The sequence below is a fragment of the Caulobacter sp. GW821-FHT11E11 genome, assembly GCF_058808315.1.
Map to the genome: position 1 here is coordinate 205,515 of NZ_JBXARO010000004.1, position 14,702 is coordinate 220,216.

The window sequence follows — 14,702 nt, forward strand, 5'->3', positions numbered from 1 at the left end:
ACCCGGACCGTTGGAGGCGGCCCGGGTCATGAGAGGAAGTCAGCCTAGAACTTGTATCGGACGCCCAGGCGATAGTTCGGACCGCTGGCGCCGTACGACTGGATCACCGGGTCGGTGTAGCTGTAGCGGGTCGCCTTTTCGTCGGTGATGTTCAGCGCCTCGAAGGTGATGCTGACCTTCTTGATCGGCGACCAGCGCACCGACATGTCGACATTGGTGGTCGCCGCCGACGAGCCGAACTCGTTGATCAGCGGGCTGTCGCACGCCGCGCCGTTCGACTGCAGACCGGGGTCACAGTTGCCGGCGGTCAGCGGGTAGGTCGTCTTGTAGGCGTCGCGCTTGGCCACCGAGACGCGGGCGTTGAACTTCTCGGTCTCGTAGTAGAGCGTGAAATTCAGGCCCTTGGGCGAGGCGCCCAGCCACGGACCCTTGCCGTAGGTCGGGGCCTTGGTGACCGTGCCGGCGCCGGCCACCACGGTGCCCGGATCCAGGATGTAGGTCAGCTGGGTGTCCAGCTTGGTCATGTTGAACTGGACGCCCAGGTTCTTGAAGTACCAGGGCAGGAAGGTCAGGTCCTGCTGGAAGTTGAACTCCCAGCCCTGCAGGTAGCCGCCGGGCGCGTCGCGGACCTGGCGCGCCAGGACCGGATTGTTGGCGTCGATATAGGCGCGACGCAGGACGTCGGCGCCGGTCTCGCCCGGGAACTGCAGCTTCAGGGCGGCGATCGCGTCGGCGTCCAGGAACTGCGACAGCGGCGCTTCGTAGAAGACCGTCTGCGGGAAGCTGGAGATGTCCTTGCGGAAGTAGCCCAGGCTGATCAGGCCGCCCTTGTTGAAGTACCACTCGGCGGCGATGTCGTAGGCCTCGCCGCGGAACGGCGAGAGCTTGGTGTTGCCGACCGTGATGGTGCCGCCGATGTTGGAGCCGTCGCCCGGGATGCTGATGCCGGTGATGGCCGGCGACAGGTTGCCCAGCAGCGGACGGGCCATGACCTTGGCCGCCGCGGCGCGGATGTAGAGGTTGTCGTAGGCCTCCCAGGTGATGTTCCCGGACGGCAGGGTGTCGGTGTAGTGGTTCTCGCCGGTGATGCGACGACCAGCGGTCGTCTCGCCGTAAGCGAGGACATCGGTTTCCGCCTGGCGGACGCCGACGTTACCGAACAGGCGACGGCCGCCCCAGACTTCGTAATCGAAGTTGAACTGCGCGTAGTACGACAGGTTCTTCTCGGTCACGCCGAAGGTGGCGGTGCGGTTGCGCTTCCGCGTGATCGTGAAGTCGCCGAACTTGTTGATGCAGTTGCAGTCGAAGCCGAAGACGTTGCTGAACGCCTCCATGTTGGGTGCGATGAAGCTGGTCGTCGAGCCGGCCGGCACGTCCAGGCCGTTACCGAAGTCGATCACCTGGCTCAGCGACGCCACCGTGACCTTGGCTTCCTTCTCGGTCGGGTTCAGCAGGTCGTTGTTGCGCTCGTACTGGTCGGTCGAGAACTTGAACTCACGCTTGGTGATCCCGGTCTTGATCGTCCAGTGATCGTCGAGCTCGTAGGTGACGTCGATCTTGCCGCCCGCATAGTCGTTGATCGTCGTGCGCCGATAGTGACGCATGCCCGAGAAGCCCTTGATGATGCCCCAGTTGTTCGGGTCGGCGGCGTTGAAGCCGACGTCGAACTTGGGCATGCCGGTCGCGCCGCGCTCGTCGAAGACGAACGGGCCCTTGACGTCCATGGCGTTGAACTCGACCAGGGTGCCGACGTTGACGTTCTCCGAGCGCGAGGCGCCCACCGACGCCGTGGCCTTCAGCTTGTCGCTGAACTCGTGGTCGACGGTGGCCGACACCTGGCGGAAGTCGGTGGTGTAGGCGCCACGGTCGGCGCCCGAGCGCCAGTCGACATTGCCCAGCTTGATGTACTCGGCGTTCTGGCCGACCACGTCGGCGTCCAGCACCTTGACCGACGGACGGCCGATCAACTGGTCGCGGAAGGGCAGGGTCGAGGCCAGGCCGGCATAACCGGGCGAGGCTGGGTTGGTGTAGTACTCGTAGGCGTCCAGGTTGTTGGGGTTGAAGCTGAAGGTGTAGCCCGGCAGCGGGTTGCTGCCGTTCAGCGACTGACCGCAGTCGGTGCCCGGCGACAGCTCGGTCTCGGCGGCGGCGGTGCAGGTGCCGGGGTACAGCGCGCGGCGCTGGGCGTCGGTGAACGGCGTGCTGGCGCGCGCCGTGGCCGTCGGAACGTTGGCGCCGTACGAGTAGCTGGCGTTGGTGTTGTTGCGGTTCAGGCCGACCGCGCCCAGCTGGTAGTTGGTGCTGACGCTGTCGAACTTCGAATACAGGGCGTCGACGGTCAGACGGGTGCGCTCGGCCAGCTGCAGCTGGAACGAGCCCGTCAGGCCCAGGCGCTCGGTCTCGACGTTGCGCTGGCCGATCGAGGCCAGGGCCGGGAAACGGACGAGCGAGTTGTTGCAGCCCGGCGTGGTCGGGGTCAGGCCCGCCACGGCCTGGGCCGCCACGGCCGCGCAGCCCGGATAGAGCTTGGCATAGGCCACCGGGTCCGAACCGGTCATCGCCGCATAGGCGGCCGGGTTGGCCATCGGGTTGTAGTAGTTGGCCGGATTGGCCTTGTAGGCGTCCAGGGCCGAGCCGGTCAGGGTGGTCGGGATCAGGGCGCTGAACACCGTGCCGGTCGGAGCCGCGAAGCCGGCGCGGCCGGGCAATTCGTCGCCGGTCCAGGTCGAACCGCGATAGACATAGTCCGACGAGCCGGTGCCGCGGGCGTAGCTATCGTCTTCCGAGCTGCGCTTGGCCCAGGCGGCCGAGACCAGCACGCCCAGCTTGCCGTCGAAGAAGCGGTCGGAGAACAGGCCGGTGATGCGCGGCGCGTGCTTCTTGCCGTTCTGGTAGTAGGAATCCTCGGCCGAGAAGGCCGCGGCGCTGCCCTTGTAGTCGAACGGACGGCCGGTGATCAGGTCGACCGTCGCGCCCAGCGAGCCTTCGTCGGCCTCGGCCGAGGAGGACTTGCGCACGCGCACCGAGCTGAACAGCTCCGAGGCGAAGGCGTTGAAGTCGAACGCGCGCGAGCGGTTGGGGCTGGAACCGGCGTCGTTGGCCGCGCCGGTCGACAGCGCTTCCATGTTGTTGATCCGTACACGGCTGAAGTCGCCCGACAGGCCGCGCACGCTGATGGTGCGGCCTTCGCCGTTGTCGCGGTCGATCGAGATGCCCGGCAGGCGCTGCAGCGACTCGGCCAGGTTGGAATCGGGGAAGTCGGCGATGTCCTCGGCGTTGATGGCGTCCATCATCACGTCCGAGTTCTTCTTCAGGTTCAGCGCGCTTTGCAGCGAGGCGCGATAGCCTGTGACGACGACCTCGGTGACGGTGTCGGCCGTGCTGGTCGGCGCGGCGGCGGCCGCGTCCTGAGCGAAGGCGAAGCCCGGCGCGGCGGCGACGACGGCGGCCGTGGAGATCCCGGCCAGCAGCCAGGCCCGCTTCTTGTGATGGTCTCGATGGTTGGTCATTAGGTTTCCTCCCCAATCTGTTGTCGGTGTGGGCGGCGGGCTTCTCTTGAGTCCGTCCCTCCGCCGGTGGCGGCCCCTAGTCGGCCGTGGCTTTGCGGCGCGCGATGACGCCCTGCGGTGCGTGGCGGTCAGGCGACATCGTCGTCGTTCCGGGCGGCGTTCAGTTCGCGCACCAGGGTCCTGTCCGGCCTGAAAAGGATGGTCCGCTCGCCGCCCAGTTCGCGGGTCTGGCCGCTGGTCGGATTGACAAGGGCGCGGGGGCGCGACTGGTGGATGGTCAGCTCGCCGATCGTCGGGACGTCCAGGCTGTGGCCGTCCAGCAGCGCCTGGCGCATGCGGTTCAGCAGCGCCTGAACGAGGACGTCGCTGACCTCGCGATCCATGCGCGAGAAATCCATGAAGGGCTGAACGAAGCCGCCATCAACGCGCATGGACGCCTCGTTCGTTCGAGGCGATCGGCGCAGGGCGATCAATATGGCTCAGGGCTCGCAAAGCGCCCGCCTCCCCTTCCCTAACCGGCGAAAACGCCGCTTTCCCGGTTGGACACCGGTGTCACTTGTTTCGACATAAACATGCCGATTTTAAATTCCAAAGAGAAAAGCTACCGGTCACATGCGATTTATAAGGCAAATAGTTGCGCAAAATCGCCACCGAACAACATTCAACGAATGAGCAGATCCGATCCGCACAACAAAACCGTCCGACCGGCGATTTTTTTGTCAGCGCATTGAACCAGCGGCCGCAAACCCGCATCGTCAGCGGAATAACCGGCGCGCAAGAAGACGGGAGGGGCCGTGGCGAAACCGCAGCGGCCAAGCGCCGACAACGACGTGCGAACGTGGAGCAGCCAGTCGGCCTTCCGCGAAAGCTACTGCGACGACTGGGAGGACCTGCGCCGTTTTCTTCGCGCGCGGTTCGGCCCCGGACCTCCCGAGCCCGAGGACCTGGCGCAACAGGCCTTCGTCAAGCTGGGCGAGCGACCGGCGGACCAGGCGCACGAAAGCCCCCGGGCCTTCGTGTTTCGCGTGGCCATCAATCTCGCGCGCGACGCCCTGCGACGTCAGAAGCTGGCTTCTCGCCTGGTGTCGGCCTCCGCGCCGGCGCTCGAGGCGGACGCCGAACCCGACGCCGAGCGGACCATCATCGCCAAGCAGGAGCTGGGCGTGTTGAGCCGTGTTGTCGAAGGCCTGCCCCCGCGTCACCGCCGCTTCCTGGCGGCCAACCGCGTGGCCGGCCAAAGCTTTGCCGAGATCGCCCGCCAGAACGGCGTCTCCGAGGCGCTGGTGCGCAAGACGGTCGGTGAGGCCGTCGCCGCCTGCCAGCGCGCGATCGCCGGCGGACAGATAGACTTTCGAGGATTGTCTCGTGAACGCAACCGCCGCGCCTGACGGCGACATCGCCGAAGAGGCCCGCGACTGGGCCCTGTCCGTGTTCGGCGAGCGCCTGTCGCCCGAACGCGCCGACGCCCTGCGCGACTGGCTGGCCGCCGATCCGCGCCATGCGCAGGCCTATGACGAGGCCGAGCAACTGATGCTGGCCCTGAGCGACGTCGACGTCCTGGCCCAGGCGCAGCGCCAGACGCGGGCGCCGGCTTGGCGCTGGATGGCCGCCGCCGCCCTGCCCCTGGCCGCCTGCCTGGCGATCGGCGTGACCCTGGCCACGCGCCCGCCCGAGATCCTGGAAAGCGGCCGCGTGGTGCGCACCGCCACGCTGAGCGACGGCAGCGTCGCGACCCTGGCTCCCGAGACGCGCCTGCGGAAAGCCGGCTTGCTCGGCGGCCGTCACTATGTGCTCGAGCGCGGCGAGGCGCTGTTCGACGTTCGCCACGCGCAGGGTCGCCGGTTCAAGGTCGAGGCCGGCCAGACGGAAGTCACGGTGCTGGGCACCCGCTTCGAGGTCCGCCGCGCCCCCAGCGGCGAGATCGGCGTGGCGGTCGAGCGCGGCCGCGTCGCCGTGCACCGCGACGAGGGCGGCCCGGCCTTCGACGCCGTGCTGGCCCGTGGCGACAGCGTCACCCTGGATGCGGCCGGCGCGCACCGGGCCAGGCTGGCCGACCCCGCAGCCATCGCCGGCTGGCGTCACGGCCGCCTGAGCTATGTCTCGGCCCGCCTGACCGATGTGACCGCCGACATCGGCCGCTTCTCGACGGTCCGCGTGGTCGCCGATCCGGCCGTGGCGAACCTGCGCCTGACCGCCAGCTTCCGCGCCGACCAATCCCGCACCTTCGTCTCCAGCCTGCCGACCGCCCTGCCGGTCGACGTGCGTCCGCGCGCCGACGGCGTGCTGGTCGTCACGCCCCACGCGCGCAACTAGGCGCGAAAAGAAAGCCGGTGAGGTTCGACCTCACCGGCTTCAGTCGTGCCTGTGTGCGGGGGAGTGCTCACAAACATCAGGGGATGTTGAAGAGGTCTAGAACTTGCCGCGCACGCCGAACTTGATGGTCCGACCGTTGTACTTGGCGTAGTCCATGCGGGTCTTGCGACCATTGCCGTAGCGGCCGCTGACGTCGTCGAAGTAGTCGTACTGCAGGGCATTGGCCAGGTTCAGCGCGTCGAGGCGCACCTCGATGCTGTCATTGACCTTGTAGGTCACGTTGCCATCCAGGAAGCCGGCGCCCGAGTGCCAGCGCTGCAGGTCCGAGCCGTTGTTGGACGTCTCGATGATGTTCTTGGCTTTGTAGTTGTACGACAGGCGCACCCCGAACGGACCCTTCTCGTAGTAGCCCGTCAGGCTGTACGAGTACTTCGGCACCGTGTTGACGTTGAGGATCTTGCCGCCCGTCGTCGTGTAGTCGAAGCCCGTCGTGTTGACGTGGGTGAAGCTGGCCAGGGCGCCCAGGCCGCTCCAGAAGCCGGGCAGGAAGTCGAACGACTGCTGGTAGGCCAGCTCGTAGCCGTCCAGCTTGATCGTGCCCTGGTTATAGTAGGTGGCCAGGGTGATGTTCAGGTTCGGGTCGATCTTGCCGGTCGCCGGGTTCTGGAAGATCGGGGCCAGGGCCGCGTCGGGCAGGCCCAGCGACGAGAACGGCACGTTGGTCGTGGTCGAGACCGTGGTGTCCTTCAGCTCCTTCCAGAAGAAGCCCGCGCTCAGGATGCCTCCGCGGCCGAAGTACCACTCCACGCCGGTGTCGTAGTTGGTCGCGGTCTGCGGCAGCAGGTCGGGGTTACCCGAGGTCGCGCGGGTCTCGTAGATGTTGGGGATCACCGTGTTGGCCGCGATGATCGACAGCGACGCGCGGGTGATCGTCTTGCCCCACGACCCGCGCCAGATCAGCTTGTCGGTCAGGTCGTAGGCGAAGCTGGCCGAGGGCAGGGTGTTCTTGTACGAGCCGTCGGCCACGTTGGGCTGATAGGTCGTCACGCCGTTGTTGGTCTGGCGCAGATAGTTGTCGATGTGGGTGTTGGTCTCGGAGTAGCGCACCCCGGCATTGACGCGCAGATCGCGATCGAAGACCTGGCCGCGCAGGTCGGTCTGCACGAAGGCGGTCTTGATCTCTTCCTCGGCCCCGAACGAGGCGTTGAAGTCGAGCGGCGTGGCCTTGGCCGTGCCGATCGGATCGAAAGTGCTCATCACGTAGTCGCGGCCGAACACCGCCCACTGCTGCGGATAGCCCGAGCCGATCACCAGGTTGTCGATCGGCACCTCGCGCAGCATGGCGCCGCGCAGAGTGGCCGCGCCCAGCGCCGCGATCTTGGCGGTGCCGGCGGCGGTGGCGTTGCGTTTGGTGGTGGTCTTCCTGGTCGAGACGTACGAGAAGCCGCCCTTCAGGTGACCCTCGACGCCGAACAGGCCGTAGTCCCAGTCGGCGAACAGCTTGGCCGTCTTTTCCTTGTCGATCTCGCGCCGCCAGTCGAAGCCGACGCCGAAGTCCTGGAAGTTGGCCGGGTTGGTGAAGTCGACGCCCGGGGCCGACAGGGCCGGATAGACGTGGTCGTCGGTATACTTGATCGTCGTCGTCACGCCATAGACGTTCGAGATCAGGCGGTTGCCGGTGAAGAAGGCGTCGCTCTGGCTGAGGCTGCCCTGGGCCGTGACCTTCAGCTTGTCCGTGACCTGATAGTTGGCGTTGAACGACGCCATTTTGAACTCGGTCTGGGAGTCGTAATAGTAGCTCTCGCCCAGGTACGAGGTGTTGCCGAACGTGCCTTCCAGCAGGTTCGACGTCGGATCCAGCGTCACGTTGATCGGCACGAAGCCGTTGTGACCCGGCGCGCCCGGCTGGGCGGCGACGTTGGTGGTCCGCGAGTTCCGGATCGGCAGGCCAAAGGTGTATTCGTCCAGCGAGTCCTGCAGCTTGGAATACAGGCCGTCGACGCTGATGTTCAGCTTCTCGTTCTGGAACTGCAGCGAGCCGACCGCCCCGGTGCGCTCGCGCGTGTTTTCACCGCCGTAGTAGCGATAGAAGCGCGGGAGGTAGCCGTTCTCGATCTGCGCCTGGGTCAGCGAGCCGCGGTTGTAGCGCGGGTCGGCGAAGTCGAAGGCGAAGGCGAACTGGCCCTTGTTCGGGGTCTGGCTGGCCAGGGCGTGGCTGTTGTAGCCGCCGGTGGCCTCGAAGCCCGAGCGGTTGTTGACGCTCTTGGAATGGGCCACGGCGAACAGGGCGCCGAAATTGCCCCAGGTCTCGGAGAACAGCGCGAAACCGGCCGGGTCCAGGTGCTTGGACTTGTCGTTGTACGAGCCGACGACCTGGTAGCGGATGTTGCGCCCGGGGCTGTCGAACGGACGCGGCGTCTGCAGGTCGACGACGCCGCCGATCCCGCCTTCTTCCAGCTCGGCCAGGGGCGTCTTGTAGAAGTCGACGCGGCCGAACAGCTCGGAGGCGAAGACGTCGTAGTTGAAGTCGCGCGACGAGCCGCCGACATTGCCCGACGAGGTCGTGCGGACCGGGGCGCCGTTGATGGTGGTGACGTTGTAGTCCGAGCCCAGGCCGCGGATCGAGATGCGCTGGCCCTCGTTCGACGCGCCGTCACGGCTCAGATAGACGCCTGGAATGCGTTGCAGGGCTTCGGCCACGTTGGCCTCGGGGAACTTGCCGATGTCCTCGGCGACGATCGAGTCGCGGACGACGATCGCCTCCTTCTTCAGGCCCAGGGACTTTTGCAGCGAAGACCGGAAGCCGGTGACGATCACCTCCTCCACGGTGTCCTGGCCGGCCGCCGCCGGCGCCGCCGTTTGAGCCCCAGTCTGGGCCCACACGTTAGTGGCGACGCCGCCCAGGCCAGCGGCCAGAATCGTCGTCAGCAGAAGTTGCTTCTTCATGTTCCCTCCCCGTCGCGGTCATTCGCCGCGCAGTTTTCCCCTCCCCGCCCAGGCCTGCCCGAGGGGGTCGCCCGCCGCTTGGCGGGGCATGTCAAAAATCGAACTGGAGACGCGTTATGCGTGATGGCGCGGCCTAACCGCGCCGTAGAGCCCTAGACATGTTTCCTCGCATCGAGCTTTTCGCTTCTGATGATAGGCGTAACACATATCGAAGAGACTCGACACATATCGGAACGCAATTATCCGACTTTTTCGCCACGGAAACGTTTCGACGCCCGATGTTGCGCACCGGCAACATCAGACCTCAGAGCATTTGACATACGAAAACACGCGCGCGGTCGCCCGCGCGCGTGCTGGTAGGTCGAAACAGGCCGGAGGTCAGCGGTAGCCGAACTCGGCGCTGATCTTCTGGGTGGTTTCCTTGACGTAGTCCGCGACCGTTTCGATGCGGGCGTCGTCCATGTACTGGGCGATCGACGAAACCGAGACGGCGGCGATGATCTTGCCGCCCATGTCGCGGATCGGCGCGGCCACGCAGCGGATGTGGTCCTCGTTCTCGTCCAGATCCAGCGCGTAGCCCAGGCTGCGATAGCGCGCCATGATGTCCAGCCACTGGCGCAGGTCGTAGCGATAGCGCGGGAAGGTCGCAGCCTCGCGCAGGAACACCTCGCGCAGGACCTCTTCGCTCTCGTCCATCAGCAGGGCCTTGCCCAGGCCGGTGTGACGCAGAGGCTGACGCTCGCCGATCACGCAGCGCACCTCGATGCGGCGGGTGCCAGGGATCTTGTCGATATAGTGGACCTGGTCGCGCTCCAGCACGCCCAGGTTCACGGTGTCGCCGGTGTCGACCGACAGCTGCCGCAGGTGATCGTGACTGACGCGGGTCAGGGTGATCTGCTGCGACGCCGCGTAGCCCAGTTCGAGCAGCTTGGTGCCCAGGGCGTAGCCCTCGCGGCTCGAGAACGACAGGAAGCCGGCCTCGACCAGGGTCGAGGCCAGGCGGTGCACCGTCGTCTTGTTGAGGTCCAGCGACTTGGCCATCTTGCCCAGCGTGGTGTCGCCCTTGGCCACCCGGCTGAGAACCTCGAGTCCCTTGAAGAGGGTCTGGGCGCCGGCATTGGCCCGCGCCGAGGCGACCTCTTCCATATCCGTCGCCGCGGTGTCCTTCATATCGCTCGTTCACGCAGGGCCGGTGGCGACATTGCCTCCAGCCGTACCGAATAGTGATACGCCTCCTGAAAGGCAATACAAGCCTGACACCGGTGTCGGAAGCCTTTTCCTCAGTAGTCGACCGCGTAGTCTTTCTGGAACGGCTGTCCCGCGAACGCGAGCTTCTGGGTCCAGGGCTGGGCCGGGGCGGTCCAGAAGCTGTCGGTCGCCGGCAGGCCCAGCGCCAGGAAACCCTCGCTCGTGATGTACATGCTGCCGTTGTTTGAATACCAGTCGCCCAGGGCCGGATTGGCGCCGACGAAGCCGATCGTCAGGAAGCCGTCCTTGGTGAAGTTGCTGTCCCGGCTGAACACCGCCTTGTGCACGGCGGTCAGGGCGGCCCGCACCTGGCCTTCCGAGAGCTTCGACGACAGCTGCTTGCGCTTGGCCATGAAGGCCAGCGGCTGGAACGCGGCGGTGCGATAGGTCAGCGACCGGCCGAACGGCGGGAAGGTCCCCTCGGGCGAGACCAGGCGCTCCAGATGTTCGCAATAGCGTTGGGCGCGCCTGACGGCCAGCTCGCGCCACTTGGTCAGGTCGTCCTTCCAGAACGGGGCCTTGTTGGCCTCCATGATCTCCAGCACCTGGATCATCATCGGGTGCATGACGAACGAGTTGTAGTAGTCGAAGTGGAAGTGCTCGCCGTCCTTGATCCAGCCGTCGCCGACGTACCAGTCGTTGATCGCGCGCACGGCCAGGCTCATGCGCATCGGGTCATATTCCTCGCCGATCTGCATCAGGAAGGCTTCGTTCATGGCCGCGAACAGCAGCCAGTTCGTGATCGGAGGATTGGCCCGGCGCAGGCCCTTGATCTCGGCGACGATGCGTTTCTTGGTCGTGGCGTCCAGCGGGTCCCACAGGGTCTTGGGCGCGCGCAGCAGGGCCTGGGTGTAGTAGGACGAGTCGACCAGGGCCTGGCCCGTGCCGCCCCAGGCCAGATAGTCGGGGCTCTTGGAATCCACCGAGTGGACGTAGGCTTGCACCGCCTGGTCGGCGAGGCGCTTGCGCACCTTGCCCTCGGCGGTGTCGTCCTGCGGCAAGGCCAGCCACGGCGACACGCCCGAGATCAGGCGGCCGAAGCACTCCAGATAGGCGACGTTGCGGTCGCGGCCGTCCCAGGTGGGGCTGACCTCCAGCGGAAAGACCTTCTTCAGCTCGCCCTTCGACATCGCCGAGAGGACCGGGCTGGCGATCTTCTCCAGCAGGCCGGCCATGTAGGCGCGGTCGTCGAGAGCCGCCGCCGGCTTGGCGGCGTTGGCCGCGCCGGCGCTTAGGGTTGCGGCGCCAACCAGGGCCGCCTTCATGAAATCGCGCTTGTGCATGACTGCCCCCTATCGAGCTTGCTTGGACGCTGCGGGCGCCTTGAGGTCGAGATCCGCCATCGCCGTCGCGGCCAGCAGGAAGGCCCCGACGCCGTAGAACTGGGTGTCTTCGTAGCTGACGCTTTCGGGCCGATCGCCGATCGGCTGCACCCAGCCGAACTTGCCGTCCGGATGCACCGCGCGGGTCAGGGCGCCCCAGCCCTTGCGGACCGTCGGCTCGTAGGTCGCGCGGTCCAGCAGGCCGGTCTTCACGCCCCAGGCCAGGCCGTAGGTGAAGAAGGCCGTGCCGCTCGACTCCGGCAGCGATTTCGCCGGGTTGGCCAGCAGCGAGGGCGACCAGTAGCCGTCGGGCTTCTGGATGGTCTTCAGCTTGGCGGCCATCTCCTTGAAGACGGTCTCCATGCGCACGCGGCCGGGATCGCCCGGCGGCAGCATCGGGATGACGCGAGCGAGGCCGGCCACGACCCAGCCGTCGCCCCGGCTCCAGAACACCTTCTCGCCGTCCGGGCCACGGCGGGTGAAGAACCGCGAGTCCCGATAATAGAGGTGCTCGTCCTTGTCGTAGAGGAAGTCGGTGGTGGCCGCGAACTCCTTGCGGGCATAGGCGGCGTACTTGGGATCGCCGGTCACGGCCGAAAGCTCGAACCACGCGGCCGGGGCCATGAACAGGGCGTCGCTCCAGCACCAGCGCTGGTCGCAGTCGACGCCGCGCGGGTCGGTATATTCGGCGTGCTCCAGGCCGACCTTGGGCGGATAGGCCAGGATGGCGTCGAAGCGCTGGCGCAGCGGGCCGATCGCCGCGTCGCCGGCCCCGTGCTTGGCGGCCCACAGATAGGACTGGCCGATCACGTGCTCGTCGGCGTGATAGAAGCGCCGGCCGAGCGCCCACTTGTTGGCCGCGCCCCGCGCCAGGATCGCCTGGCGATAGGCCGGATTGTCCGAGCGGTCGGCCAGGTCGCGCAGGCCGACGAACAGCGCGCCCTGCACCCAGCCGGCCGGGTCGGCGGTGTCGCGTGAGGCTTCCGGCGGGATGTAGCCGGCGGCCATGGTGGCCAGCTGGTAGTCGGCGACCGTCTCGGCCAAGCGCATGACGTCGGCGCGGCGCCAGGGCGTCTCGACGCCTTGCTTGGAGGTGGCGGGCGCGACCTGAGCCGCAGGCGCCTGGGCCGAGGCGGCCATGGGCAGGGCGCTCAGGGCGGCCAGGCCCAGCGTGAGTCCAGCGATGACCTTCATCGGGCGGTTTCCTCTCCGGTTCGTGTTGTCAGGTCCTCGGCCCATACCGGACGGAGCCTCGGCGTCAGCAGGTGGATCAGCAGCAGGGCGACCAGATAGGCCCCGCCGGCGACCATGAAGATCGGCTGGTACGAGCCCAGCGCCTCGAGCACCCGGCCGTTGAAGGTGGTCATCAGCATGCCGCCGATCGCGCCGGCCGCGCCGCCCAGGCCGATCACCGAGGCGACGGTCTGGCGGGGGAAGAGGTCCGACGGCAGGGTCATCAGATTGGCCGACCACGCCTGGTGCGCGGCCGCCGCCAGGGCGATGATCGCCACCGCGCCCCACAGGTTGTCGACAAACTGCACCGAGACGATCGGCGTGACGGCCAGCGCGCAGCCCAGCAGGGTCCACTTGCGCGCCGCATTGGCCGAGCGCCCCGCCTTCATCTGCCGCGACGACAGCCAGCCGCCCAGGATCGAGCCGGCGTCGGCGACCAGGTAGATGGCGATCAGCGGGGGGCCAAACGACTTCAAGTCCAGGCCATGCCGCTTGTGCAGGAAGTCGGGCAGCCAGAAGAGATAGAGCCACCAGACCGGATCGGTCAGGAACTTGCCGACGGCATAGGCCCAGGCCTCGCGCCGTTGCAGCAGGCGCCGCCAGGGCGTGCGGTCGGCGGCCGGCTCGTCCACGCGGCCGTCCTGGATATAGGCCAGCTCACTGGCCGAGACCTTGGGATGGCGTTCGGGCGAGCGATAGAGCAGCAGCCAGGCCACCAGCCACAGCAGGGTGATCAGGCCGGTGGCGATGAACGCCGCGCGCCAGCCGAACGCCAGGGTCACGGCCGGCACCAGCAGCGGGGTGACGATAGGGCCCAGCGCCGTGCCGGCGTTGAACAGGCCAACCGCCTGGGCGCGCTCCTTCTGCGGGAACCACTCCGAGACCGCCTTCAGGCTGGCGGGGAAGGCGCCGGACTCGCCCAGGCCCAGCGTGAAGCGAGCGACGGCGAACTGGGTGACCGTATGGGCAAAGCCGTGGGCGATGCTGGCCACGGTCCAGACCACGAAGGCCACCGCATAGCCGATGCGCACGCCCAGCAGGTCGATCGCCCGTCCGAAGGTGACGAAGCCGATGGCGTAGGCCAGCTGGAACCAGAAGACGATGTTGGCGTACGAGACCTCGGTCCAGCCCAGGTCATGCTGCAGGGTCGGCTTGAGGATGCCGATCATCTGCCGGTCGATGTAGTTGATGCCGATGGCCAGGAACAGCAGCGCGCAGATCAGCCAGCGATAGCGGGAACCCAGCTTTTCCGAAGAGCTCATCGATCTGACTCCCTATCGCAGCTGACAGAGGTCGATGGGCGTCATGTCCTCGTAGTCGAGGTTCTCGCCGCCCATCGCCCAGATGAAGGCGTAGGCATGGGCGCCGACCCCCATGTGCACCGACCAGGGCGGGCAGATCACCGCCTCCTCATTGGCCACGACCAGGGTGCGCAGCTCGTCGGCCTGGCCCATGAAGTGCAGCACCCGCTCGCTCTCCGGCAGGCGGAAGTAGAAATAGGCCTCCGAGCGGCGGTCGTGCACGTGCGGCGGCATGGTGTTCCAGACGCTGCCCGAGCGCAGGATGGTCAGGCCCATCAGCAGCTGAGCCGAGGCGCAGACCCCCGGAATGACCATCTGGTAGATGATGCGGTGATTGGCCGTGTCTTGCGTGCCGCGCTCCAGCGGGATGGCGGCGGCGGTCGACAAGGCCTTGGTCTCGAAGGCGGCATGGGCCGGGGTCGAGGCCAGGTAGAAGCGAGCGGGGCTTTCCGGATCATCGCTCTCGAAGCGCACCTCGACGGCGCCGCGTGTGATGTAGAGCGCGTCCAGCGGCGCCAGCGGGAACACCTGGCCATCCACGACGATGCGGCCAGCGCCCTCCCCGACATTGACGACGCCCATCTCGCGCGCCGCCAGGAACGGCGTGCCGGCGTGCGACGGCGGCTCGGTCTGGATAGGCAGGTCCAGCGGCTGGTCCAGCGGCGCCGCGCCGCCGATCACCAGACGCTCCTGGTGCAGATAGTTCAGGGTCAGCGCGCCGGGAGCGAACAGCTTGTCGATCAGGTACCGCTCGCGCAGATCCTGATTGCTGGCCCCCGCCATCATGTCCGGATGGGTGGCGTAGAAGACTTTGTCGTAGATCAAACCCA

10 protein-coding genes are annotated in these 14,702 nt (G+C 67.0%); 2 read left to right on the top strand and 8 right to left on the bottom strand.

The genetic code is table 11. The features are described 5' to 3' along the window. Positions 1–44: 44 nt before the first annotated feature. Together AC1RR5_RS11285 and AC1RR5_RS11290 are read right to left on the bottom strand one after the other, a co-directional pair. Complete coding sequence (locus tag AC1RR5_RS11285; protein WP_492921610.1) at positions 45–3,509, bottom strand: TonB-dependent receptor domain-containing protein; 3,465 nt, start codon at positions 3,507–3,509, stop codon at positions 45–47. Positions 3,510–3,637: 128 nt separating this feature from the next. Further along, positions 3,638–3,940, bottom strand: coding sequence for an HU family DNA-binding protein (locus AC1RR5_RS11290; protein ID WP_492921611.1), 303 nt, complete (start codon positions 3,938–3,940; stop codon positions 3,638–3,640). Between the two features lie 363 nt (positions 3,941–4,303). Between AC1RR5_RS11290 and AC1RR5_RS11295 the strand changes: the two genes are divergently transcribed. Continuing rightward, complete coding sequence (locus tag AC1RR5_RS11295; RefSeq protein WP_492921612.1) at positions 4,304–4,897, top strand: RNA polymerase sigma factor; 594 nt, start codon at positions 4,304–4,306, stop codon at positions 4,895–4,897. Further along, positions 4,875–5,822 carry a FecR family protein gene (locus AC1RR5_RS11300; protein WP_492921613.1) on the top strand — a complete coding sequence of 316 codons (948 nt, stop codon included), beginning with the start codon at positions 4,875–4,877 and terminating at the stop codon, positions 5,820–5,822. The genes AC1RR5_RS11295 and AC1RR5_RS11300 overlap by 23 nt, the downstream gene beginning before the upstream one ends. Before the next feature lie 96 nt (positions 5,823–5,918). On the opposite strand, the gene AC1RR5_RS11305 is transcribed toward AC1RR5_RS11300, so the two are convergent. The 6 genes from AC1RR5_RS11305 to kduI all read right to left on the bottom strand — a co-directional run bounded on the left by AC1RR5_RS11305 (position 5,919) and on the right by kduI (position 14,694). Beyond that, positions 5,919–8,768: a TonB-dependent receptor gene (locus tag AC1RR5_RS11305; RefSeq protein ID WP_492921615.1), complete on the bottom strand. Its 2,850-nt coding sequence runs from the start codon at positions 8,766–8,768 to the stop codon at positions 5,919–5,921. 378 nt (positions 8,769–9,146) lie between these two features. Beyond that, positions 9,147–9,938 (bottom strand): IclR family transcriptional regulator, encoded by a 792-nt coding sequence (locus tag AC1RR5_RS11310; RefSeq protein WP_492921616.1) that lies wholly within the window; start codon positions 9,936–9,938, stop codon positions 9,147–9,149. A 110-nt stretch (positions 9,939–10,048) separates the two neighbouring features. Further along, complete coding sequence (locus tag AC1RR5_RS11315; protein WP_492921617.1) at positions 10,049–11,299, bottom strand: DUF2264 domain-containing protein; 1,251 nt, start codon at positions 11,297–11,299, stop codon at positions 10,049–10,051. A gap of 9 nt (positions 11,300–11,308) precedes the next feature. Beyond that, positions 11,309–12,532, bottom strand: a complete 1,224-nt coding sequence (locus AC1RR5_RS11320; protein ID WP_492921618.1) for a glycoside hydrolase family 88/105 protein — start codon at positions 12,530–12,532, stop codon at positions 11,309–11,311. Continuing rightward, positions 12,529–13,833, bottom strand: a complete 1,305-nt coding sequence (locus AC1RR5_RS11325) for an MFS transporter (RefSeq protein WP_492921620.1) — start codon at positions 13,831–13,833, stop codon at positions 12,529–12,531. The genes AC1RR5_RS11320 and AC1RR5_RS11325 overlap by 4 nt, the downstream gene beginning before the upstream one ends. A 12-nt stretch (positions 13,834–13,845) precedes the next feature. Beyond that, complete coding sequence (kduI, locus tag AC1RR5_RS11330; RefSeq protein ID WP_492922092.1) at positions 13,846–14,694, bottom strand: 5-dehydro-4-deoxy-D-glucuronate isomerase; 849 nt, start codon at positions 14,692–14,694, stop codon at positions 13,846–13,848. Positions 14,695–14,702: the final 8 nt, after the last annotated feature.

Bases quoted from the DNA above. Each gene is read 5' to 3' on its own strand.
- AC1RR5_RS11285 (WP_492921610.1), bottom strand. From the start codon at position 3,509: ATGACCAACCATCGAGACCATCACAAGAAGCGGGCCTGGCTGCTGGCC.
- AC1RR5_RS11290 (WP_492921611.1), bottom strand. From the start codon at position 3,940: ATGCGCGTTGATGGCGGCTTCGTTCAGCCCTTCATGGATTTCTCGCGC.
- AC1RR5_RS11305 (WP_492921615.1), bottom strand. From the start codon at position 8,768: ATGAAGAAGCAACTTCTGCTGACGACGATTCTGGCCGCTGGCCTGGGC.
- AC1RR5_RS11310 (WP_492921616.1), bottom strand. From the start codon at position 9,938: ATGAAGGACACCGCGGCGACGGATATGGAAGAGGTCGCCTCGGCGCGG.
- AC1RR5_RS11315 (WP_492921617.1), bottom strand. From the start codon at position 11,299: ATGCACAAGCGCGATTTCATGAAGGCGGCCCTGGTTGGCGCCGCAACC.
- AC1RR5_RS11320 (WP_492921618.1), bottom strand. From the start codon at position 12,532: ATGAAGGTCATCGCTGGACTCACGCTGGGCCTGGCCGCCCTGAGCGCC.
- AC1RR5_RS11325 (WP_492921620.1), bottom strand. From the start codon at position 13,833: ATGAGCTCTTCGGAAAAGCTGGGTTCCCGCTATCGCTGGCTGATCTGC.